General features: G+C 53.0%; 27 protein-coding genes and 1 riboswitch. Of the genes, 1 reads left to right on the plus strand and 26 read right to left on the minus strand.

Annotated features, from left to right (window positions below; genetic code table 11):
* Positions 1-18: 18 nt before the first annotated feature.
* From ACZ51B_RS02250 to rpsL, 22 genes are all read right to left on the minus strand, one after another.
* Positions 19-819: an ABC transporter permease gene (locus tag ACZ51B_RS02250; RefSeq protein ID WP_464295607.1), complete on the minus strand. Its 801-nt coding sequence runs from the start codon at positions 817-819 to the stop codon at positions 19-21.
* A gap of 9 nt (positions 820-828) precedes the next feature.
* On the minus strand, positions 829-2,859 hold the full coding sequence (locus ACZ51B_RS02255; protein ID WP_464295608.1) for an MGH1-like glycoside hydrolase domain-containing protein: 2,031 nt from the start codon (positions 2,857-2,859) through the stop codon (positions 829-831).
* A gap of 96 nt (positions 2,860-2,955) precedes the next feature.
* Entirely contained in the window at positions 2,956-3,549 is a 594-nt protein-coding gene (rplE, locus tag ACZ51B_RS02260) for a 50S ribosomal protein L5 (RefSeq protein WP_464295609.1), read from the minus strand.
* 49 nt (positions 3,550-3,598) lie between these two features.
* Positions 3,599-3,961 carry a 50S ribosomal protein L24 gene (gene rplX / locus ACZ51B_RS02265; protein WP_464297162.1) on the minus strand — a complete coding sequence of 121 codons (363 nt, stop codon included), beginning with the start codon at positions 3,959-3,961 and terminating at the stop codon, positions 3,599-3,601.
* A 44-nt stretch (positions 3,962-4,005) separates the two neighbouring features.
* On the minus strand, positions 4,006-4,377 hold the full coding sequence (gene rplN, locus ACZ51B_RS02270) for a 50S ribosomal protein L14 (RefSeq protein WP_464295610.1): 372 nt from the start codon (positions 4,375-4,377) through the stop codon (positions 4,006-4,008).
* A gap of 111 nt (positions 4,378-4,488) precedes the next feature.
* Positions 4,489-4,767: a 30S ribosomal protein S17 gene (gene rpsQ / locus ACZ51B_RS02275; protein WP_464295611.1), complete on the minus strand. Its 279-nt coding sequence runs from the start codon at positions 4,765-4,767 to the stop codon at positions 4,489-4,491.
* Positions 4,767-4,970, minus strand: coding sequence for a 50S ribosomal protein L29 (rpmC, locus tag ACZ51B_RS02280; RefSeq protein ID WP_464295612.1), 204 nt, complete (start codon positions 4,968-4,970; stop codon positions 4,767-4,769). The genes rpsQ and rpmC overlap by 1 nt, the downstream gene beginning before the upstream one ends.
* 23 nt (positions 4,971-4,993) lie before the next feature.
* Positions 4,994-5,464, minus strand: a complete 471-nt coding sequence (gene rplP / locus ACZ51B_RS02285) for a 50S ribosomal protein L16 (RefSeq protein WP_464295613.1) — start codon at positions 5,462-5,464, stop codon at positions 4,994-4,996.
* On the minus strand, positions 5,464-6,297 hold the full coding sequence (rpsC, locus tag ACZ51B_RS02290; protein WP_464295614.1) for a 30S ribosomal protein S3: 834 nt from the start codon (positions 6,295-6,297) through the stop codon (positions 5,464-5,466). The genes rplP and rpsC overlap by 1 nt, the downstream gene beginning before the upstream one ends.
* 1 nt (position 6,298) lies before the next feature.
* Positions 6,299-6,895, minus strand: coding sequence for a 50S ribosomal protein L22 (gene rplV / locus ACZ51B_RS02295; protein ID WP_464295615.1), 597 nt, complete (start codon positions 6,893-6,895; stop codon positions 6,299-6,301).
* A gap of 109 nt (positions 6,896-7,004) precedes the next feature.
* Positions 7,005-7,292: a 30S ribosomal protein S19 gene (gene rpsS, locus ACZ51B_RS02300; RefSeq protein WP_464295616.1), complete on the minus strand. Its 288-nt coding sequence runs from the start codon at positions 7,290-7,292 to the stop codon at positions 7,005-7,007.
* 106 nt (positions 7,293-7,398) lie between these two features.
* A complete protein-coding gene (rplB, locus tag ACZ51B_RS02305; RefSeq protein ID WP_464295617.1) occupies positions 7,399-8,229 on the minus strand; it encodes a 50S ribosomal protein L2 in 831 nt (276 codons plus the stop codon).
* 1 nt (position 8,230) lies between these two features.
* Positions 8,231-8,575, minus strand: coding sequence for a 50S ribosomal protein L23 (gene rplW, locus ACZ51B_RS02310; RefSeq protein ID WP_464295618.1), 345 nt, complete (start codon positions 8,573-8,575; stop codon positions 8,231-8,233).
* Complete coding sequence (gene rplD, locus ACZ51B_RS02315) at positions 8,572-9,225, minus strand: 50S ribosomal protein L4 (protein WP_464295619.1); 654 nt, start codon at positions 9,223-9,225, stop codon at positions 8,572-8,574. The genes rplW and rplD overlap by 4 nt, the downstream gene beginning before the upstream one ends.
* Positions 9,226-9,227: 2 nt before the next feature.
* Entirely contained in the window at positions 9,228-9,854 is a 627-nt protein-coding gene (gene rplC / locus ACZ51B_RS02320; RefSeq protein WP_464295620.1) for a 50S ribosomal protein L3, read from the minus strand.
* 242 nt (positions 9,855-10,096) lie between these two features.
* Positions 10,097-11,506, minus strand: coding sequence for an adenosylhomocysteinase (gene ahcY, locus ACZ51B_RS02325; RefSeq protein WP_464295621.1), 1,410 nt, complete (start codon positions 11,504-11,506; stop codon positions 10,097-10,099).
* 51 nt (positions 11,507-11,557) lie between these two features.
* Positions 11,558-11,647: riboswitch (S-adenosyl-L-homocysteine riboswitch) on the minus strand.
* Between the two features lie 280 nt (positions 11,648-11,927).
* Entirely contained in the window at positions 11,928-12,239 is a 312-nt protein-coding gene (gene rpsJ, locus ACZ51B_RS02330) for a 30S ribosomal protein S10 (protein WP_464295622.1), read from the minus strand.
* Positions 12,240-12,324: 85 nt separating this feature from the next.
* Entirely contained in the window at positions 12,325-12,777 is a 453-nt protein-coding gene (locus tag ACZ51B_RS02335; protein ID WP_464295623.1) for a DinB family protein, read from the minus strand.
* Between the two features lie 76 nt (positions 12,778-12,853).
* Positions 12,854-14,068 (minus strand): elongation factor Tu, encoded by a 1,215-nt coding sequence (gene tuf / locus ACZ51B_RS02340; RefSeq protein ID WP_464295624.1) that lies wholly within the window; start codon positions 14,066-14,068, stop codon positions 12,854-12,856.
* 16 nt (positions 14,069-14,084) lie between these two features.
* Entirely contained in the window at positions 14,085-16,220 is a 2,136-nt protein-coding gene (fusA, locus tag ACZ51B_RS02345) for an elongation factor G (protein WP_464295625.1), read from the minus strand.
* 19 nt (positions 16,221-16,239) lie between these two features.
* The gene (gene rpsG, locus ACZ51B_RS02350) at positions 16,240-16,710 is read right to left on the minus strand and encodes a 30S ribosomal protein S7 (protein WP_464295626.1); all 471 of its coding nucleotides are present in this window, start codon (positions 16,708-16,710) and stop codon (positions 16,240-16,242) included.
* Positions 16,710-17,120: a 30S ribosomal protein S12 gene (gene rpsL, locus ACZ51B_RS02355; RefSeq protein ID WP_464295627.1), complete on the minus strand. Its 411-nt coding sequence runs from the start codon at positions 17,118-17,120 to the stop codon at positions 16,710-16,712. Before rpsL ends, rpsG begins: the two co-directional genes overlap by 1 nt.
* Positions 17,121-17,502: 382 nt before the next feature.
* On the opposite strand from rpsL, the gene ACZ51B_RS02360 reads away from it, so the two are divergent.
* Complete coding sequence (locus ACZ51B_RS02360; protein ID WP_464295628.1) at positions 17,503-17,994, plus strand: fasciclin domain-containing protein; 492 nt, start codon at positions 17,503-17,505, stop codon at positions 17,992-17,994.
* Positions 17,995-18,030: 36 nt separating this feature from the next.
* Here ACZ51B_RS02360 and ACZ51B_RS02365 read toward each other — a convergent pair whose 3' ends face one another.
* Genes ACZ51B_RS02365 through ACZ51B_RS02380 form a run of 4 tightly spaced genes read right to left on the minus strand, consistent with a single transcriptional unit; the run spans position 18,031 to position 22,677 of the window.
* Positions 18,031-19,056, minus strand: a complete 1,026-nt coding sequence (locus ACZ51B_RS02365) for a UDP-N-acetylglucosamine--N-acetylmuramyl-(pentapeptide) pyrophosphoryl-undecaprenol N-acetylglucosamine transferase (RefSeq protein WP_464295629.1) — start codon at positions 19,054-19,056, stop codon at positions 18,031-18,033.
* Between the two features lie 2 nt (positions 19,057-19,058).
* Positions 19,059-20,279: an FtsW/RodA/SpoVE family cell cycle protein gene (locus ACZ51B_RS02370; protein WP_464295630.1), complete on the minus strand. Its 1,221-nt coding sequence runs from the start codon at positions 20,277-20,279 to the stop codon at positions 19,059-19,061.
* A complete protein-coding gene (gene murD, locus ACZ51B_RS02375; RefSeq protein ID WP_464295631.1) occupies positions 20,276-21,664 on the minus strand; it encodes a UDP-N-acetylmuramoyl-L-alanine--D-glutamate ligase in 1,389 nt (462 codons plus the stop codon). The genes ACZ51B_RS02370 and murD overlap by 4 nt, the downstream gene beginning before the upstream one ends.
* Positions 21,661-22,677, minus strand: coding sequence for an MraY family glycosyltransferase (locus tag ACZ51B_RS02380; RefSeq protein ID WP_464295632.1), 1,017 nt, complete (start codon positions 22,675-22,677; stop codon positions 21,661-21,663). Before ACZ51B_RS02380 ends, murD begins: the two co-directional genes overlap by 4 nt.
* Positions 22,678-22,705: the final 28 nt, after the last annotated feature.

A 22,705-nucleotide genomic window follows, 5' to 3' on the forward strand; every position in this document is an offset into this window, starting at 1 on the left:
GATTTACTCAAATCGACATCACATCCCGACACCGCTGTAGTGCTTGAGGCCATTCTTCCAAAGCACGCGAAACATGACGTAGGAGAACACCAGCCAGAGGGCTTGTCCTAACAAGATTTGAGGCACTCGGTCATCTGCAACGCGCCCGACAAGGATCTCGGTAGGTGCGCCTGCCGTGAAGTAGAACGGCAAGAACATAGCGAGCTTCTGCGCCCACTGCGGCAGGACGGCGATAGGAAACAGTTGCCCCGACAAGAACATCATGGGCGCGTAGTAGACCTCGAAGATCGCCATCGCTTCCTGGGTGTAGAGCGCAATCATTGACAAGGCGAGCACAAAGGTAAAGCTCAGGGCGTGGCCCATGAACAGTGAAGCCCAGAATGTCCAGCCCATGTGGACGTGGGCGCCCGATAGATACCCTCTGTACAGATAGAGAAACAGTAGAAAGAACGGCAGGAACAAGGTCGGGCGAATGAGACGCCATGTGAAGTTGGAAATGAACTTCAGCTGGAAGAAAGAGATGGGCCGGAGGAGATAGTTTGAGAACTGGCCTTCTTTGATCTCCATGGCGACGTCCCAGAGAACGTGGGAGGTGACGAAGGACTGCACCATGAGGAACGATAGGTAGTACAGCACAAAGTCGCTGGAGGTGAAGCCGCCTACTGGTCCGCCGCGTGAGGCATTTGCCCACACAAGAGGCATTGTGACGGCCGTCACCACGTCGGTCATGATCCAGATCACGCCGCTTGCCCGGTACGCAATCCCCTCTTGGAAGAAGATTGAGAACAGGGCTTTCCACTTTCTTAAGGTTGCCGTCACGTGAGAATCTTACTTTCTTAGAAGCATTAAAAGGTGTGCTGCCGACCAACTGAAGTGGTTCGCATTGAGTCCTTCTCCGGTAATCGGATGATAGTTCTCTCGAATGGGGAGAGCCGATTCGAGCAGTCCCTTGGCATTTTCGAGGAGCAGTCTCTGCACGGTGTCTGCCTCCGCAGTGTATCCGTAGTTCCGGAGGCCTTCGATGCCGAAATAGACTTGATCCAGCCAAACGGGTCCGCGCCAGTATCCATTGTTGGGGTCGAATTTTGGATTGCTTGCATCGAGGGTCGGCAGCGGTAGTTTGGTGTAGAAGCGTTTGGGGTTAAGCATTTGCATCGAAACCTTGCTTGCTTGATCTTGTGTTGCGACTTGGGTCCATAAGGGAGTCCAACCTTCTGGTCCGTATTCCTTGATCAGCGCGTGGGTTCCGAGTCTTCTGTCGAAGAAGTAGCCGCTCTCGGGGTCGTAGAATGCCTTTCGTATTTTGAGTTTAAGGTCGTCGGCATCGAGATCGAACTTGGTAGCTTCGTCTCTTAGGTTGAGCGCCTTAGCCATGCTCACCAGACATCGTTTTTCGAGGTAGAGGTAGGAGTTGAGGTCCACTGATTCTTGATCGAGTGACCAAGCTTTGAGGCCGTTCTGGACCATCTTGGCGTTGTCGAATCGTACGGCGTTATCCATGCCGCTTTCCCAGGCGGCTGCTTGTCGAGTGCCATCGGTTGAGCCGTATTCGCAGAGGCCGTTCTTATCGTGGTCTCGGTTCTTGTACCACCACTCGTGATACAGCTTTACTTTGGGATACATCTCTTTGAGGAAGGTTCTATCGCCTGTCTCCTCGAAGACTTTCCAAACGGCCCATCCGGAAAGGGGGGCTTTTGTGTTGCGCCAGTTGTTCTGTTTCTTGTCGTAATTGACGGTATCCGCGATCATGCCCACTGCGTCTTGGTAGTCGAACATGGCTCGGATCTGGTTCTTCGCGAGCTCCGGGGCGATGTCGGCTAGGGCATAAGCATGCTTCCAAGAGTCCCAGGGCCAGAAGCCGGCGAAGTCGAAGTTCGATGGGAAGACACCTTCGTGTAGGATGTCGCCGTTGGGCGCTTTCCAGTTGCTGAGGAGGGTCTGGAAGCACTTTACTGCTAGTCGCTGCTGGTTGAGTGGCTTCTTCTTGAGTTCGGGGGTGATGAGTCGCTGGAGGTATCGGTCCCAGCGGGACTTATTTTCGGCGAGGACCTTCTCAGGGTTGGCTAGCCACTTGTTAACTTGGTCATTAGAATCTCCTGGACCGGACTTGGTCGATGAATAGCTAATGGCATAGGCCGAAGTGAAGGTCTTCTGCGCATCTAACCTGATATGTCCGGGGGATATGTGCCTGTAGTTTGGATTAGGCTTCGCGCTTTCATCCTTCAGGTACACGCCGTAAAGGGAACCATTTTTGGGTTCGATGCCCCCGGCGTATGGCTTAAGGAGAGGCAAGAATCTGAGATCAAAGCACTCTCCCGACTTCATCTTAAAGCTTAGCCGTTGGTCGTTGTCAGCTTGCTTTATCTGGACGCTTACGTCATTTCCAAAGGTCTGTCCTAGCCAATTAAGATCGAGGGCGGCTACCTCAGCAGCCACATTCCTAATTTGGGTCACCAACAAGGCAGTGCTGGAACTAGCAAATACTAGAGACAGGGTGATACTAAGACGAGGTGTTTTGAACTCTTGAACCAGTCTGCCAGGGAGACTATAGACATGTGCGTCTGCATTAGTCAGAACAACATTCTGGCCACCATCTGAAATGATGAGATGCCCAATTGGTCCACCAACCCACCCCCCGGAGTTGATCGTGTAGGGGCCAAGAAAGCCTCCTACCTCCTTCGAATCAGGCGAAGCGTTAGCAAATCCAAACCACGAGCCCTGATCGAACATTGGCCAAACGCCCTTTGTATCAGGCTTGTCAACTGTCCCCGAGTAATTGAGCACGTTTGCGTATGGAGACTGCGCGGGTGACTTGGTCTGAGTGGAAAGGATAGAAGCGAGGATGAGTGCGTGGATCATAGCGGTCGGGTGGACCCACGAAGCATATCATAAGCACAAACAACAAAGGCGGTGACTCTTGGAGTCACCGCCTTTGTAAGCTGTTGAAGGTGCTTCTTACTTCTCGCGAAGTGGGAGGCCCATTGCTTTGAGGAAGGATCGTGCTTCCTCATCGTTCTGCGCGGTTGTGCAGATTACGATGTCCATACCACGGATTCTGTCGAAGGTGTCGTATGGGATTTCAGGGAAAACCAACTGCTCTTTGAGACCGAGCGCGTAGTTGCCGCGGCCATCGAAGCTCTTTGGCGAGAGACCTTGGAAGTCTCGGATTCGGGGGAGAACAACTGTGACCAACTTGTCGAAGAAGTAGTACATGCGGTCGCCGCGAAGAGTTACCTTGCATCCGATCTTCATGCCTTCTCGAACTTTAAAGTTGGAGATAGCTTTCTTTGCGGTGGTAACAATCGGCTTCTGACCCGAGATGAGGGTCATGTCGCGGACTGAGTTCTCGAGGTGCTTTGGATCCTTTTCTGCAGCGCCTGTACCCATGTTGATGACGATCTTGTCCAGTTTAGGGACCTGCATCACCGACTTGTACTTGTACTGCTCTTGGAGCTTAGGGAGAACCTCGTCCTTGTACTTCTTTCGGAGACGGGGCGTTGGCAGAGTAATGCTTCCCTGCTGAACTTCTTCTTTCTGTTTGCGTGCCATGGGTTTTCCTTTGCCTGATTACTGACCAGGCTTGTTGTGAAGGCTTTCCTTAGAAAGCCTTGTAATCTGCATCGACAAGGTTCTGACCGCTCTTCTTAGCGTATCGAACGAGCTTGCCATCCTCGAGTCTTCGACCAACTCGGCTAGGCTGATTGGTCTTAGGATCGAGCACCATCACGTTGCTGACATGGATGGGCACAGGGATCTTGATACGAGCGGATCGCTCGCCTTGAGCCTTGGCCTTTCGGTGCTTGATAGCTGCGTTCAAAGGCAATGGCTGCTCAGCGTTCTCGGTGTTTTCTTCGAGGACGATGACCTTGCGCTCCTTTGGTGCAACAGCTGCAACGAATCCGACCTTGCCTTTATCTTTACCGGCAATGATCATGACCTTGTCGCCCTTTCGGACTTTCAGCTTGATGTGGGTTGCGTTGAGTTTAATTTCGGCCTTAGTAGGCATTACAGGGCCTCCGGTGCCAGCGAGACGATCTTCATAAAGTTCTTGTCTCGGAGCTCACGAGCCACTGGTCCGAAGATACGGGTGCCGCGGGGCTCTAGGTTGTTTGGGTTAATGACGACGCAAGCGTTGTCATCGAACCGCAGGGTGCTACCGTCAACTCGTCGCACTGCGCGTCGGGTTCGAACGATAACTGCCTTGATAACATCGCCCTTCTTAACAGGCATGTTAGGGGTGGCAGACTTGACCGACGCTACAATCACGTCGCCAACTCGACCATATCGAGGCTGAGAACCCTTAAGAACGCGAATACACATAACTTCGCGTGCTCCTGAGTTGTCGGCCACTTTAAGCCTTGTGAACTGTTGAATCATTCCGAATTTCCTTCCATTTCCAGAGGCCTCCCTTACACGAAGCAAGTTTGGCGTGGCAAAGGGCGTCGGTTAAGACGCCCATTATCTTGGCAAACGGATAAACCGTTTGCTTTACTTCACCTTTTCGAGGATCTGGGACACGCGCCATCGCTTATCTTTGCTGATGGGTCGTGTTTCCATAATCTCGACTCGGTCTCCCTCGTCGCATCCAAGGATGTCGTGAGCCTTGAACTTCTTGGTTCGAAGAACAACCTTTCCGTAGAGAGGGTGCTGAACTCGTCGCTCAATCTTCACAACAACCGTCTTATCCATTTTGTTGGATACAACGATTCCCTGTCGAACCTTACGAGCGCCTCGCTCGGTAGCCGTCACAACTTCTTGCTCTGCCATTATTTGCCTCCCTTCTTCTCTGCGATTACAGTGAGGATGCGAGCAATGTTGTGCCGTCGCACTCGGATGCTCGCCGTGTCGGTGACGCGGCGAAATACCAAGTCTCGTCGAGCTTTGTAAAGGTCTGCTCGTGCTTCTGCAATGAGAGCCTCTAGCTCGGGCACCGTCTTATCCCTTAGGTCGCTAGCTTTCGTATCTTTCATAGTATTTTCCAGGGGACCGCGGCTTAGGCCGTGGCGGTTTCCTCCGTGGCCTCCTGCTTTGCGACCTGAGTCGCTTCGAAGTCTCGCTTCGTCATGAACTTGCATCGGATTGGCAGTTTGAAGATGGCAAGTCGCATCGCTTCCTTGGCAACTTCTTCTGCTGGTCCGGACATTTCAAACATCACGCGACCTGGCTTCACAACAGCTACCCATCCTTCAACAGGAGCCTTACCCTTACCCATACGGGTTTCGAGTGGCTTCTTGGTGTAGGACTTATCTGGGAAGATGCGGATCCAGACTTTTCCACCACGTTTGATGTGGCGGGTCATCGCAATACGAGCAGCTTCAATCTGTCGGCTCGTAATCCAAGCTGGCTCTTGTGCAACGATCGCGTAATCGCCGAACGAAATGGTGTTGCCCTGAGTGGCTTTACCCTTCATTCGACCGCGGTGCATTTTACGTCGGCCTTCTTTGACGCGCTTTGGCATTAACATTAGGCTTCGCCTCCAGTGGTTTCGGTCTGGACTGGTTGCTCTGGTGCTGGTGCCGGCGCTGGAGCTGCGGACTGAGTTGCAGCAAATGCCTCTGGCCCTCGGTTATCTCGATTGTCGCGTCGATCTCGTCGCTCGCGTCGTCGAGGCCCCTGTGAGCCTGGACCTTCTTCGTTTGGCTTCATTCTCTTCTCAGGAAGAACTTCGCCCTTGTAGATCCAAACCTTACAGCCAACCGATCCATACATGGTATGAGCCGTTGCCTGACCGTAGTCGATGTCTGCTCGAAGAGTGTGGAGAGGGATCTTACCGGTCTTATCTCCTTCGCTTCGTGCAATTTCCGAACCACCCAATCGACCGGAAACGAGAACTTTGATGCCTCGTCCGTTCATTCGCATGACGCGGGTCATTGCCTGTCGCATCGCACGTCGGTGGCTGATTCGCTTCTCAAGCTGCAAGCAGATATTCTCTGCAACGAGCTGAGCATCAAGCTCTGGCTGGCGAACTTCAGTGACGTTCACCTGCACAACGCTTGTAGGATCTGCGCGTCGAACCATTCGGTTCAAGGTATCTGTCAGTTCGTCGATACCTTTACCGCCGCGACCAATGATTGCACCAGGACGAGCTGTGAAGATCGTGACCTTAATGCGGTTGGCTGCGCGCTCGATTTCGACTCGGCTAACGTTTCCGAGACCTGTTCGTCGCTTAATATATCGTCGGATACGGTCGTCTTGCAAAAGCGCAGGACCGTAGCCTTTCTTACCGTAGAACCAATGGCTGTCGAATCCGCGGATTACACCAACGCGGAAGCCGACTGGATGAATCTTCTGACCCAACTTACACCGTCTCCTTATTATCGTCAGAGGCGGCTGCCTCTTCGGTCGTGGCTTCTGCCTGTGTGGATTCGACTGCTGCTTCGGTTACCTCAGGAGCAGTGGTTTCAACAACTTCCGTTGTTGTTACTTCTTCTACCTGCGTTGCTTCGACTACTGGCTCTTCTGCTACTTCTGCCTTAGGAGCTGACTTCTTAGCTGCCTTTGGCTTGGCGAACGTTGGTCTTGGCTTAGCCTTTGTGCCATGTGGCTTGACGGCCTTCGCTGGTTCGAAATCTTCGACTACCACAGTGATGTGGCTGGTCTTCTTGATAATTTGATTACCTCGACCCATGGCGCGAGCTCGCATTCGCTTAAGACGAGGACCCTCGTCGACCATGATTGAGCTAATTTTCAGGTTCTCTGGTGCAATGCCGTGATTTTCTGCTGCATTGGCCATAGCCTGAACTAGAGTTTTGTGCAGTGCCTTGGCACTCTTGCTAGTGTGATAGCGCAGCAACGCGGCTGTGTGCGTTGCGCTATTTCCACGCACTTCGTCCGCGATAATGCGAACTTTGCGTGGCTGCACTCTTACGTATTTTGAGACTGCTCGTACTTCCATCGTAGTTATCCCATAAGTGGCCGCGAAGCCGCTTATATTACCCACTTGAGGAGGCTCGTCGCTTGGCCGTAGAACCTAAACAGGCTCTGTTGCCAGGCTACTTGCTCTCTCAGCGCAGCTTGGCCCCCCTTTCTGGGATGCCGCCCTGGTGACCGCGGTAAGTTCGAGTAGGCGCAAATTCTCCCAACTTGTGACCGACCATGTTCTCGGTTACGAAGACTGGGACGTGCTTTCGACCGTCATGGACGGCGAATGTGTGACCGATCATGTCAGGGATGATCGTGGAGCGTCGGCTCCATGTTTTGATGAGCTTCTTCTCATCAGTGGCGTTGAGTGCATTCACCTTTTTGATAAGGTGATCATCAACAAAATAACCTTTTTTTAAGCTTCTTGCCATTTGATTCCTGTGATGCCCCTTTTTATCTGCCGGGGCAGGGCACGAGGGGAGGGTCTAGGAGACCCTGGGTTGGCCGCCTTTTCAGGCGGCCAACCTCAGGTCTTCCTTATCCGTTTCTCCTACGTACGATAAATTTATTGCTTCGCTTGTTGCTTCGAGTCTTGGTACCAAGAGCCTTGTTGCCCCATCGGTCAACAGGTCCCTTCTTACGTCCGACTGGCGACTTCGCTTCACCACCACCGTGTGGGTGGTCGCGAGGTGATTTAACAACACCACGAACGTGTGGCTTGCGACCAAGACCGCGGTTCTTACCGGCCTTACCGATCGCCTCGTTCTCGTGCTCAGCGTTACCTACTTCTCCAACGGTTGCGCGGCAGGTGTTGTGCACCATTCGCATTTCGCCGCTTGGAAGTCGGAGAGTTACATAAGAGCCTTCTTTCGCCATCACCTGAGCAGAAGCACCAGCAGCGCGGACCATCTGTCCACCCTTCTTCGGCTGTAGCTCAATGTTGTGAACGAGCGTACCAAGAGGAATGTTCTTGAGTGGGAGACAGTTGCCGGGCAGAATGTCTGCGCCTTCGCCGCTCTCAACTCGAGTTCCAACCGCTAGGTTTCGAGGAGCCAGAATGTATCGCTTCTCTCCGTCCATGTAGTGAAGGAGTGCGATTCGGCAAGTTCGGTTTGGATCGTATTCGATCGCTGCGACCTTAGCCTGGATTCCGTCTTTGTCTCGCTTGAAATCGATGACGCGATACAGAGTCTTGTTACCGCCACCAATGTTGAAGGAAGTAATTCGACCGTAGCTGTTTCGTCCACCGCTCTTTGGATTAGCCTTGGTAAGCGACTTTTCTGGCTTACCCTTGGTAACTTCCGAATAGGTCGACTTAATCGCGTGGCGACGTCCTGGGGATGTTGGTTTTGTTGGTTTTGTTGGCATCTTAGACTCCGTAATCCTCCAACAATTGACCCTTAGCCAGCGTTATGATCGCCTTCTTGCGATTGGGCTCATAGCCGCTGCTCTTCTGAGTTCGGCGGCGCTTCTTACCGAGAACCTTGATGGTTCGCACGGAAGTTACGTCAATCGCCTGCTCTTTCTTCTTGCCGTTGTTGTAGATAGCTTCGATCGCTTGTTTAATTTCGATCTTGTTGGCATCTGTGGACACGATGAAAGTGTATTTGCGCACGAGTTCGGACTCTTCTCGGATTCGGCTGTCGCCGTAAGAAAGAGCTACCGACTTTTCAGTAATGTGCGGCTGAACAATGATCGAGTATGGGTCTCTCATTTAGCCCAGACCTCCTCCATCTTAGCAAGAGCGCCCTGTGCAACCACAATCTTGTGAGCTACTAGGATGTCGCGAGTTGAGAAGACCGCAGTCTTCACTGCCTCAGCGCCACCAGCAGTCGATGCAGGTGCTGTGCGGACGGTTACGTTAGGGATATTTCGGAACGACTTGTAGGTCACTTCGTCGTACTGAGGAAGAATCACAAGCACGCGGCGTGCATTCTCAAGTCCGAGGGACTTCAGAAGCGCGGTAGCGTTCTTTGTTTTTGGCTCTGCAAAAGCGATAGTCTCGACCACCGACACATTGCCTGCCTCGTTGTGAGCTGAGAACGCACCCAGGATGGCGGCTCGTCGCTCTTTCTTGTTGATCTTCTTGTCGTAGTCGCGAGGCTTAACTGCCAGCGCCATACCACCGTGACGGTAGTGAGGAGCAGAAACAGTACCCTGTCGAGCGTTACCTGTCTTCTTCTGCTTGTACGGCTTGCGACCACCACCACGAACGTCAGATCGAGTCTTTGCAGACTGCGTACCCTGACGACTGTTGGATTCTTCAGCAACGACAGCACGGTGAGTTGAGACCAACTTAACTGGAGCGTTTGCTAGCTTCTCGCTAACGGTTGCACCCTTGGCGTCAGATTTCTTAGTTGCCATGGTTATTTAGCCACCTTGTTAATGATCACGAATCCACCATTAGGACCAGGAACGCTACCGTCGATCAGGATGAGGTTTCGCTCTGTATCGATCTTCACGACCTTAAGGCCTTTCTGAGTTACCTGAGCGTCGCCCATGTGACCAGGCTTCTTAACGCCCTTGAAAACGCGCTGTGGACCAGTTGCACCGCTCGACAATGGTCGTCGGTGAGTCATGTAACCGTGGGTCATGTGCTGACCGCGGAAGTGATAGCGCTTAACGCCACCAGCAAAACCACGACCTTTACTATTTGCGGTTACAGTGATAACCTCTCCATCTGCGAAGATATCGACGCCGATCTCTTGACCGAGACTCAAGCCGTCTGTGCTCTTCACGCGGAACTCTTTCAGAGTCCGGAGGTTCTTAGTTACGCCTGCTTTCTTGAGGTGACCAAACTTAGGGAAGGTGATATTCTTCTCTTTTGCTTCGCCATAGCCCACTTGGACTGCAGTGTAACCGTCGTTCTCTTCTGTTTTAATTTGTGTTACGTAAACGGGACCGGCTTGTACGACAGTTACAGGAACCATCTTCCCTTCCTCTGTGAAGAGGTGGGTCATACCGATCTTCGTGCCCAGGATTCCGGACAGCATAATTTTCCACCTTCGCTTCCTGCGGATTCGTTGCCAGTAGGTAGTTTTTAAACTACACCGCGTTGCCCAGACGGGTCGCGCAGCCACGATACCTTGAAGCGATCTATGTGCACACGAAGCGCACAAGGGTCAACTATACCCGAAAACACAAAATTTAATGTTCGAATCGTGGAGATGATTCGTATTGAATCCTTTGGGGACGCAGAAAAGGGATGGGACGTGAGCCCCATCCCGCATTGTTTTCAGTACCGGTAGGTGTCTGGCTTGTAAGGGCCTTCAACCGGAACGCCGATGTACTCAGCTTGCTCGTTTCGCAGGGTGCTGAGCTTGGCATTGAGCTTCTTCAGCTGAAGCCGTGCAACCTTCTCATCCAAGATCTTAGGCAGAACGTAGACGCCTGGTGCATACTCGCCCTTCTTTTGCCACAGCTCGATTTGAGCCAGGACCTGGTTGGCGAAGCTGGAGGACATCACGTAGGATGGGTGGCCAGTTCCGCAGCCGAGGTTGACCAAGCGCCCCTTGGCCAACAGAATGATCTTCTTGCCGTCTGGGAACACGACGTGGTCCACCTGAGGCTTGATCTCATCCCAGGTGTAGCCTTCGAGAGAAGCCACGTCGATTTCGCTGTCGAAGTGACCGATGTTGCAGACGATCGCCTCATCCTTCATCGCAGCCATGTGGCCGTGAGTGATGACATGGACGTTGCCCGTGCAGGTCACAAAGATGTCGCCTTGGCTGGCTGCTTCATCCATGGTGACGACTCGGTAGCCTTCCATTGCAGCCTGTAGAGCGCAGATGGGGTCTACTTCTGTGACCCAAACCTGGGCGCTGAGTGCTCGGAGAGCCTGAGCACTTCCCTTGCCCACATCGCCATAGCCGCAGACGACTGCGACTTTGCCCGCGATCATTACGTCTGTCGCGCGCTTGATGGCATCGACCAAGCTCTCTCGGCAGCCGTAGAGGTTGTCGAACTTGGACTTGGTAACGCTGTCGTTCACGTTGAATGCAGGGAACGGCAGGCGGCCTTCCTTCTGGAGCTGATACAAGCGGTGGACGCCGGTGGTGGTCTCTTCGCTGACGCCGAGGATGTTCTGCTTGATCTTCGAATAGAAGCCTGGCTTATCCTTGAGACGCTTGGCGATTGCCGCGTAGAGCACTCGCTCTTCTTCGTTTGTGGGGTTGGCGATGGCCGTGGCGTCAGACTCGGCTCGGCTGCCTAGCAGGATGAGAAGAGTTGCGTCTCCACCGTCGTCGAGGATAAGGTTCGGCGTGCCACCGTCGCTCCACTCGAAGATGCGATGGGTGTATTCCCAATAGTCTTCCAGGCTCTCACCCTTATAGGCGAAGACAGGAGTTCCGCCTGCAGCGATGGCTGCTGCGGCGTGGTCTTGTGTGCTGTAGATGTTGCAGCTAGCCCATCGAACATCGGCGCCAAGAGCGCGGAGTGTCTCGATGAGAACAGCAGTTTGGATCGTCATGTGCAGCGATCCGGCAATTCGTGCGCCAGCGAGGGGTTGGCTAGGTGCTAGCTCTTCTCGAATCGCGATAAGGCCGGGCATTTCGGTCTCGGCGATCAAGATCTCTTTCTTTCCCCAAGCCGCTAGGCCGAGATCTGCAACGTGGTAGTCGTTTGCATTTTGAACGGTATTCATTTTCTTGCTCTGTTTACAGGTACCCAGGCAAGATATTGCCCGCGAACCCAAGATCCACGAGCGCCGTTTTCATTCTCCCGGTTTCGGGGAACTTGCCGAGCCTGGTCTTGTACGCACAAGATCGCAGCGCCCCTCGGCATCTATATGATTATTCCACACGAAGTCGCGTTTAGTTCCCCGAAGGCTTAATTACCGGGCATGGCTTTCTTCAGGCCTGCGGGAAATCTCACCGGATCCGCGCATACTCGATGCGTTCTCGATGACGGTTCCAAGCTTGAAACTCCCCCATCGGTAGGTATCGCTCGTCACGCAAGAAATGACTCTTACGCGCCCTCTTGGCACCCTTAAACTAGCCGATAACATCCGCAAACAAAAAAGGCCGCCCCGAAAGACGACCTCATTTACATATGGTTACCTAGACTTAAGCAGACTTGATTTCGATATCGACGCCGCTTGGCAGGTCGAGTCGCATCAACGCGTCGATGGTCTTGTTGGTTGGTTCAAGAATATCGATGAGTCGATTGTGGGTGCGAAGCTCGAAGTGCTCCATCGACTCCTTGTCGATGTGGGGTCCGCGGATGACACAGAAGCGGCGGATGTTGGTTGGGAGGGGGATTGGACCCGAAACTCTTGCACCGGTGCGCTTTGCTGTGTCGGTGATCTTCTCAGCCGACTGGTCGATGATTCGGTGATCGTACGCGCGAAGGCGAATTCTTACTTTGATTCCTGCCATTGATATAATCCTAACCACCGCGAATAACAGGCATCTGGCGGATGCCCCAACCTCTCGGCGGACGCAGTATTGTACCCGAGTTGAGCTACCGTTTCCCGGTTGTGATGTAGAACAACATCAGACCGGTCTCTGGGAAGTCATCCCAACCTCGCTCATCCGCCATTTGGCGAAGCTGACCGCGATGGTAGGTACCGTGATCGATGACATGTCTTAGTATCTGATAAAAGGAGCTACGCAGTTCATCGCCATTAAAGCGCTTGTAACTGATTTCTGGGTTGTCCTGATTCTGATCTAGCGCCTGTCGCCACCCCTCTATCAGGCTGTTCAGGGATTCAACGGACACCACTGGCGTCGGCATTCTTTCTGGAAAAGTGCCGGTACTGCGAGCTAACCAAAGATCCAGCGCACCTAGGACGTGCAGCATCACCTCCCGCTCTTTCTCCGGCCACCCTTTTTCCGAAAGATAATTGATCCAGATGGTGTTCGCCCAAAGATCAAATTCAAGGGATTCGCTTAGCACTTCAAACTCGGATGCCATTGAACATATGATATCCACAAAACAAAACGGACACCTGCTTTCGCAGATGTCCGTTTGAAGTTTTCAATCTTCGATATTAGTCGAGGATTTCGGTGATGGTGCCTGCACCAACGGTTCGACCACCCTCACGGATAGCGAACTTGGAACCCTGCTCCATAGCAACTGGCTTACCTTCGATCAGCTCGATGGTCATCGTGATGTTGTCACCAGGCATAACCATTTCGACGCCGTCTGGGAGTGCCAGCGTACCGGTAACGTCAGTTGTTCGGAAGAAGAACTGAGGTCGGTATCCGGTAACGAATGGGGTATGTCGTCCGCCTTCGTCCTTGGACAGAACGTAAACCTCTGCCTTGAACTTTCGGTGAGGCTTAATGGAACCTGGCTTACAGATAACCATTCCGCGCTCAATCGTTGTTCGATCGACGCCTCGGAGAAGAAGACCCACGTTGTCGCCTGCCTCGCAGTAGTCGAGAGTCTTTCGGAACATCTCAACACCAGTGCAGACAGTCTTTCGAGGAGCCTCGGAAAGACCAACGATCTCAACTTCTTCCATGGACTTCAGCTGACCACGCTCAACACGACCGGTAGCGACCGTTCCACGACCCGTGATCGTGAACACGTCTTCGACAGCCATCAAGAATGCCTTGTCTTTGTCGCGCTCTGGGTTAGGGATGAAGCTGTCAACCTGATCCATCAGATCGAGAACTGGCTTGTAAGCTGGATCTTCGATTGGCTTACCTGCTTCCAGAGCCTCGATGATCTTAACAGCCGAACCCTTCACGATTGGTGTGTCATCGCCTGGGAATCCGTACTTGCTGAGCAAGTCTCGAACTTCCATTTCGACGAGCTCGATGAGCTCTTCGTCATCAACGAGGTCAACCTTATTGATGAAGACGACGATGTATGGAACACCGACCTGTCGAGCAAGCAAGATGTGCTCTCGAGTCTGTGGCATAGGACCGTCAGTCGCGGACACAACCAGGATAGCGCCGTCCATCTGGGCAGCACCGGTGATCATGTTCTTGATGAAGTCAGCGTGACCAGGACAGTCGACGTGCGCATAGTGTCGCGTTGCCGTCTCGTACTCCTGGTGCGAGATGTTGATGGTTATTCCGCGAGCCTTTTCTTCAGGTGCGGAGTCGATCTCTGCGTAAGAGACCTTCTTCGACAGACCCTTGAGGGCTAGCGTACCAGTGATCGCCGCGGTGAGCGATGTCTTGCCGTGGTCAACGTGACCGATTGTGCCAATGTTGACGTGCGGCTTGTTTCTCTCGAATTTAGCTCGTGCCATGATTCAGTTTCCTTCCTTAGCGGCCGCCTGCGGCCTTCGCGGTAATTTCCGCGGCAATGTTGTTTGGTACCTCTTCGTAGTGCGAAGGGGTCACATTCGGCTGGGCCCGGCCTTGGGTCAAAGACCGCAGCGTGGTTACATAGCCGAACATCTCAGAAAGCGGTACGTGTGAATTCACAACGGTAACACCGCCTGTAGCTTGCTCCATGCCTTCGATGCGACCTCGACGGCTGTTGATGTCGCCAACGACGTCACCAACGTTACCCTCGGGGGTGGTCACTTCTACGTGCATGATAGGCTCCTTGAGAACCGGGTTAGCTTTCTTCATTGCTTCCCGGAAAGCGAGGAGTCCCGCTTGCTTAAACGCGTTTTCGTTCGAGTCCACTTCGTGGTACGAACCTTCCGTTAAGGATACCTTGATGTCTACGACAGGGTAGCCGGCGAGGATTCCACTAATGAGACCCTCTCGAATTCCCTTTTCGCAGGCAGGAATGTATTCCTTAGGAATGGTACCGCCCGTGACCTTGTTCTCGAAAACAAAACCTGATCCAGCAGGGAGTGGCTCCATCTCGATCCAGCAGTGTCCGTACTGACCGGAACCACCTGTCTGGCGGATGTAGCGACCTTCTGCCTTCGCTTTGACGCGAACTGTTTCTCGATAGGCAACCTGAGGCTTACCCTGGTTTGCCTGAACACCAAACTCACGGTTGAGTCGGTCCACGATGATCTCAAGGTGAAGCTCACCCATTCCAGAGATAATCGTCTGTCCGCTTTCCTGGTCAGTAAAGACTCGGAAAGTTGGGTCTTCTTGAGCCAAGCGCTGAAGCGAAGAACCAAGCTTTTCTTGGTCTGCGCGGCTCTTAGGCTCAATCGCGATTTGGATAACCGGCTCTGGGAACTTGATGCTCTCCAAAGCGATCGGATGATCACTGTCGCAAATCGAGTGACCGGTATTGACGTCGTTGAGACCGATGACGCCTACGATGTCACCAGCGTAAACTTCGTCAATATCGTTTCGGCTATTGGCGTGCATCTCAAGGATTCGACCAATTCGTTCGGTGCGAGTTCGGAAGTCGTTCGTCTGTGGATCGCGGTAAGCAACAGTGATTGGTGTTCCCTTCTTCAGAACGCCAGAGTAAACACGCAAGAATGTAAGACGACCAACATATTTGTCGCTCATGATCTTGAATGCAAGCGCTGAGAATGGCTCCTTATCATCTGCATGCCGGACGATCTCTTCCTCTGTATCTGGATTGACGCCTTTAATCTCACCCTTTTCAAGCGGGCTAGGAAGATAGTCAACGACCGCGTCGATCATTGCCTGAACTCCCTTATTCTTAAAGGATGAACCAGAGAGAATTGGCACGACCTTGTTCGCGATCGTTCCTGCTCGCAAGGCAGCTCGGATATCATCTGCTGGGATATCCTCACCCTCAAGGAATCGCTCCATGATCGAATCGTCGAAGTCCGAAATGGCTTCGATCATAATCTCACGGAACTCATCAGCCTTGGCCTTCATGTCCGCAGGAATTTCGGTCTCGCGGAAAGTCTTACCCTTGTCGTCATCCGTATCGTAGATAGCGGCACGCATCGTAATGAGATCAATGTAGCCAAGGTAGTCTGATTCAGCACCAATCGGAATCTGCACAGGAGCAACCACTGCACCGAGTCGCTCTTTAACACGAGCGAGAACGGTGTAAAAGTCAGCGCCCAATCGATCCATCTTGTTTACATAGATGATTCGAGGGACCTTATACTTATTCATCTGGCGCCAAACAGTCTCAGACTGTGGCTGAACGCCACCCACTGCACAGAACACAGCAACGGCACCATCCAAGACACGCAGTGATCGCTCTACTTCAACAGTAAAGTCAACGTGTCCAGGTGTGTCGATGATATTGATCTTGTGCTCGGGCTTATCACCCTTGGAGCCCTTCCAGAAGCAGGATGTAGCAGCAGAAGTGATGGTAATACCACGCTCCTGCTCTTGCTCCATCCAGTCCATGGTAGCAGCGCCTTCATGAACCTCACCGATTTTATGTGACTTACCGGTGTAGAAAAGGATTCGTTCGGTTGTTGTAGTCTTACCGGCATCAATGTGAGCGGCAATTCCGATATTCCGAACGAGTTCTAGGGGGTGACTTCGGGGCATTTTGTTCCTCTATGGGTTATTAAAAACGGTAATGAGCGAATGCTTTGTTAGCCTCGGCCATACGGTGAGTGTCCTCACGCTTTTTAATGGTAGAGCCGGTGCCATTGTATGCATCCAAGAATTCCGATGAAAGCCTATCGATCATCGTCTTACCAGAGCGCTTGCGGGCGTTAGCAATGAGCCAGCGAAGAGCCAAGGTTCGTCGTCGATCAGGTCGAACTTCCATAGGAACCTGATAGGTCTGTCCACCAACACGTCGAGGTCGAACCTCAACGGTTGGCATCGCGTTCTGAAGAGCCTTGTCGAAGACTTCGACAGCCGGTACGCCTGCCTTCTCTTCGCAAATCTTCATTGCGCCGTAAAAAATCTTTTCTGCAGTGACCTTCTTTCCGTCAACCATCATTCGGTTGATGAATCGAGTGATCATCTCCGAGTGGTAAATCGGGTCTGGAACTGCCACACGCTTAACTGCGGGTCCTTTTCTTGGCATTATCGTTTACCTCCCTTTGCTGGAGCAGCTGCTGCACCGGCCTTAGGTCGCTTCGTTCCATACTTGGATCGACCCTGCATGCGCTTGGCGGTACCTGCGGTCTGCTGCGTTCCACGGACGATGTGATATCGGACACCGGGAAGGTCCTTCACACGACCACCGCGAACGAGAACAACGGAGTGCTCCTGGAGGTTGTGACCCTCACCAGGAATATATGCCGTAACCTCAATACCATTAGTAAGGCGCACACGAGCCGTCTTTCGAAGAGCGGAGTTTGGCTTCTTCGGCGTCATTGTTCGCACGATTGTGCAAACTCCGCGCTTGAACGGATTGCTCTTCAACGCAGGAGACTTTGACTTGACCTTGGGCGCATTGCGCCCCTTGCGCACCAATTGGTTAACGGTTGGCATTCACACCTCTAAATTGTTTCATGTTCGCTTCGTCTTTTGGGTTCATGCTCTAGGCATCAAAAAACCCCTTCGCTTTTCACGCAAAGAGGTGCAGTGCTTAGGGTGCTAGATGTGGTCACTAATTAAAAGTTCCCGAGAACCCGGCAGTTGCCTCCTCAGACGTGATCTATCTGAAACCCATACGGACTCCAGACAATTTGAAATTATGACTTGAGATCATCGACCGTGTCAACCCATGGGGCCAAACGATGAGTAGGCAACCAGATGTTAGCGAGATATGTCGCAATTCCTACGGAAATAAACATCACTATTTGGTGATACGTATGAAATCACCGCGTATATCCTAGTACCGATTCGATCGGAAGCCAAAGAAGGACATTCCATGAAAAACAAGATTCTTACAACCGGACTTGCCATGCTCACGCTCGCAACAGCATCGTTTGCTGCGCAGAGTAAAGATATCGTCGACACCGCTGTCTCGGCCGGCAGCTTTAAGACCCTCACCAAGCTTGTGACGGACGCCGGACTCGTTGATGTCCTGAAAGGTGCAGGCCCATTCACCGTACTCGCTCCAAGCGATGCGGCCTTCGCGAAGGTTCCAAAGGCACTTCTCGCCAAGCTTGCTGGAGACAAGGAGCTCCTCAAGAAGGTGCTCACTTACCACGTCATTTCCGGGAAGGTTCTCTCAACCGACCTCAAGAACGGACTCAAGGCTAAGACAGTTGAGGGTGAAAAGGTCACCGTCAAGATCAACAAGCATGGTGTTCGATTCAATAAGTCAACCGTCACCAAGGCAGACATTCTCTGCACAAACGGTGTCATCCATGTGATCGACACGGTTCTACTCCCGCCAAGCCTCGCAAAAGCTAAGTAAACCTAGCAAAAGGGCCGGCATAGACCGGCCCTCACTTCACCCCATGAGACGGACTATTCTCTCTGTCGCATCGGGAACGTCCCAATCCATCAAAACCTTTGCAGCACGTTCTCTACGCTCGGCATCACTTAGCCATTCGTCAACTGCTCGTGAAAGCGACTCAGCAGTGACATGACTCTGTTCTAACACTGTCGCTCCACCCAAGGAAGCCAACTCCCTTGCATTGTGAAGTTGGTGATCGTCTGCGGAAGAAGGCAGGGGAATGAGAATAGACGGCAGTCCAAACATGGCGAACTCTGCCACTGTTCCCCCACTTCGAGCAATGGCAATGGTCGCTTGCTGATACCCTTGCACCAATTCAGGAGCTTCTAAGAACGGATAGATTCGAAGCTTCTCTGACGCTTGGTCCTTGATTTTCTCAAAATTGCCCTTCCCTGCGGCTAACAGGAACTGGGCATTGTTGAGGCGACCTGCACCAATCACTGCCTCATTCAGAAAGGCCGAACCTTGAGACCCACCCAGGACAATCACTTCGTTCGTTGCAGGATTCCGTTGACCAACCGCACTGCGTAGCTCCTCGCGGATCGGCTGGCCAGTTCGAACGGCCATGGGTAGATGCTGGAGAGTCGCATGAAATACACAACTCACTGCCTTAGCCTTCGCCGCAAACATTCGATTGGATCGCCCTGGGACGCTATTCGACTCATGAATTACATAAGGGATTCGGAGCGAGCGAGCGGCGGCCATGATAGGGGCTGCACTGTAACCACCGGTCGAAAACACTACGTCGGGATGTGCTGCCCTGAGTGCTACCTTCGCCAGCTTTGTCGCCTTCGCCAAGCGAGCCAACGCCTTCCAGCCACGCGGAGTCTTTAGACTGTAAACCGGCTCACTCGGAAATCCCTCAAACCGAATCCCTAAACGGCGACAAATCTCGCCTTCTTGCCCTCTGAGTGAGCCTAGATAAAGCAGCTCCGCGCCATCTTTCTCAGCTAATCTCCCAACTTCCAATGCCGGGTAGATATGTCCCCCGGTGCCGCCACCCGTAATAACCAAACGCATATTCAGACTCTTGAAAGCCTCTTCTTTTTCTTTCGAGGCGCTGCACGTCGTGTGTCTACAACCGCCTTTGGTTCAGGCTTTGGAGACGATTGTTGCATCGCGGCCTGGCAAATCCCCACCATGCCCCACAGCGCAAGGAGGCTGCTTCCACCAGAGCTGATGAATGGCAAAGGGATGCCGATTGCAGGAAGCAAAGCATTGGCCATCATGACGTTCACACAAGCCTGAATGCCAATCCAAGCCGCTGCACCATAGAGAATCAGTCCGCCAAACATAGAAGGGGCCTTGGCTGCGAGCATTAGAATTCGCCATACAACAGCTGCGATCACAGCCATTACGGCGACCGCACCCAAGAGACCGAACTCCTCCCCGACCGTTGCCATGATGAAGTCCGTGGTCGGAGCTGGGATGACCTGCTTCGCGCGTCCGTTGCCGATTCCTACACCCGTGATTCCTCCGCTCGCCATTGCAAGCTCTGCCTGCACTGTCTGGAAGCCGGTGTCGTCCACATTCTTCTCACTCCAGCGGTTCACATGGTTGACGATCCGCTCCATGCGGTAAGGTTCGTTGCGGACCATCCACCAGCCACCCACTACCGCAAACGCAAGCGCAATGGCGATGCTTGTCTTGCTTACACCGCCAGGGATGAACATGGCAAACGCGATGACGGCCACCACGGCACCCGTGCCTAGGTCAGGCTCTTTCTCAATAAGACCGACGGCCAGCAGGACGAGGACAGCGGGTAATGCTCGGATGAACTTCGGCACGAATACTCTGTCCATCCACTGAGCCCAATCCTTGCTTGGCTTAGGTTTTGTCCATGGTTGGCGGGTGGCAAAGATTCCTGCAAGGTAGAGAACGGTCGCAACTTTGGCGAACTCAGCAGGCTGGATCGGAATCGGCCCTACATCGATCCAGCGTCGGGCACCGTTCATGAGGTGGCCGAACTTCAGCACAAGAACCAGTGAGATCAGCGTGACGATCCAGATCGGTTTGCTTAGCTTAAGCCAGATGTCAAGCGACACTTTACTGGCCCCCCAGCACACCAACAGAGCAGGCACGAGTGCGATAATCTGGCTTCGAAATTCAGGGGGTACAAACCCCTTCTCGGCCCCAATCGACCGAGCGTATCCGGCGTCAAAAATGAACAGCAGTCCCATCACCGTTGCCAGCGATGCGAACAGGAGGAGCCATGGATCAAAGATGCTCTTCGTTCGGTTCATGTTTCTAGCCATTCCTTAGCTAATTCTTTGAAGACGTCACCACGGTGTCGGAAGTCTCTAAACTGATCCGTGCTGGCGCACCCAGGCGCTAACATGATCACTTCCCCATTGCTGGCTTTCGCTGTGGCCTCATGGAAAGACTCCGCCATAGTCTCGAACACAGGCCAAATATCTCCTAGCTCGCCATTGATGGAAAGTGCGTCACGTCCATACAGGTAGACCTGATGAGGGTTTCCAGCAAGATACGATTTGAGCGGCGCGAAGTCGGAGTTCTTGTTGACTCCACCGACCAGTAAATGACATGTCGCCCCAGTCGCAATGGCGCTATTCACGACAGCATCAGGGTTGGTGCACATAGAGTTGTTGTTGACACGAATCCCATGTTTGACACCCAGCCATTCCATACGATGTGCAAGTGGCCTAAACTGTTTGAGGCCCTCAGATATCTCGCGTGGAAGCGAATCGGGTCCGGCGCCTGCCAAGATCCGGGCAGCATTTGAGTTGGAATCTCGCACGGCCTTCCAATTCAAGACGCCGTAGACTAACAGGGCGGCCATGCTTGCATTTCGGAAGTTGTGTGGTTCTGAGAAAGGAAAGTCCGTCTTCTCAAGCACGGTCGATAGGATCTTGAAGGTTTCAAGATCGGTTGCCTGCCCATCGAAACTCAACACTCTGGCGGTGCTACCCTGGACAAACTCCCGGTCCGCTTCCTGGACCACTGCGAAGTTATCGGCTGTCTGCCTGGCAAAGATCCGCTTCTTGGTGTTCGCATACTCCTGGAACGACTCGTAGCGATCTAGGTGATCTTCTTCTATGTTCGTAATAGCAGCACTGACTGGCTGAAACTGATCCACCCATTCCAGTTGGAAAGAGCTGATCTCCGCCACGAGAATTTGATGAGGAGTACTGTTGAGCGCTGCCTCTGTGAGTGGCTGCTCGTCGTACCCCGAGCCAAAGATGTTGCCGCAGAGCACGGGTTCTTCGCCGCATGCTTTGAGAACCAAGTAGGTCATCACGGTGGTCGTGCTCTTCCCGTTGGTTCCCGTGATCGCGATGATGGGAGCTTTGCTAATGAGATAGGCAAACTCAACCTCGCTGATCACCTTCAACCCAGCAGCTAGGGCAGCAACCAGTCTTGGGTGAGTCTTAGGAATGGCAGGATTCGCGACGATAAGGTCTGGAGCGGCTTCCGCGAACTGCCCCTTCCAGCCGAGTTCGACATCCAAACCGATATCTTGCGCTTCGACAAGAATCTCCTTCTTGGCCAGGTTGTCTGCAGTCTGCTCGTCATAGACTTTGGGAACGGCACCTAGCGACAACGCTGCCTTTCCAACGCTTATTCCGCTTCTTCCAAGCCCAAATATCGCAATTCGCTTGCCTGTCATCGCATAACCGTCGGTCGTTCTAGCACTGGTGCTGGTCGGGCAGGAATTCCGAGAAGAATTGCGATGGCTAATGCGGAACACAGCACTTGGATAAGTGCAAACATCCAAACCACTCGACTCTCGGGCCAGCCTGCTTTTTCAAATGCATGGTGGATCGGGGTGTAGGGGAAGAGCTTTTTCTTTCTGAGTTTTACAGAAAGAACTTGCAAAGGCACGGGAACAAGCTCAACCACCATCATGATGCTCACCACAGCTAGAGCCGCCAACACTTGTCCGGAACTGATGGTCAGACCATTGTTCGTCCAGGCAAGCAGTCGGAAGCTGTCTGGCGTTTTAGGTGGTATGGCAATCACGGTAACTACGTAGCCAACAAGCGCTCCAATGGGAAGCGACCCAACATCGCCCATAAAGACCTTTGCTGGCGGCGCGTTTAAGAATAGGAATGGAACGATCGCACCCATAAGCGCGATCAGCGTGGTCACTACTGACTCGGGTGCTCCGACCATCATTGCGATACCCGTCAAGCCAAACCCAAGTCCAAGCAGCAACGTCCCTGCCAGACCGTCCAAGCCATCGGAGAAATTGTAGGCGTTGGAGAAGAACAGGACCAAGAACACCATCTCCGCAGCAGCTAGATCAAACGTGCCACGCCACAGCAACGCAGCAGCGATTGCGAGTCCGAACTGCATGAGGATCTTCTGCTTCCAACCCAAACCTCGCTTGCCTGGAAACACTCTTGGGACCACGAAGTCGTCGATGAATCCAATCGCGGCGAATCCAACCAGCAGAACGAACTGAGGCGTAAAGGTTGAACCGCGTGCAGCCAACACCCCAAAAGCAGCGAGTGCACCTAGAACAACGATGAGCCCTCCCATGGTGGGTGTGCCCTGTTTCTTCTGGTGTCCCTCAGGAGCGAATTGGCTGACGGTTTGACGACTCTTGAGCCGGATCAGGGTCTGTAGGATAGGGTTAGCAAACACACCCGCCACCGCCAGAGCTGACCAAAAAGACACCAAGCAACCGTATAAGAGCGACTCACTA

It is taken from the genome of Fimbriimonas sp. LA-C6 (genome assembly GCF_055398105.1).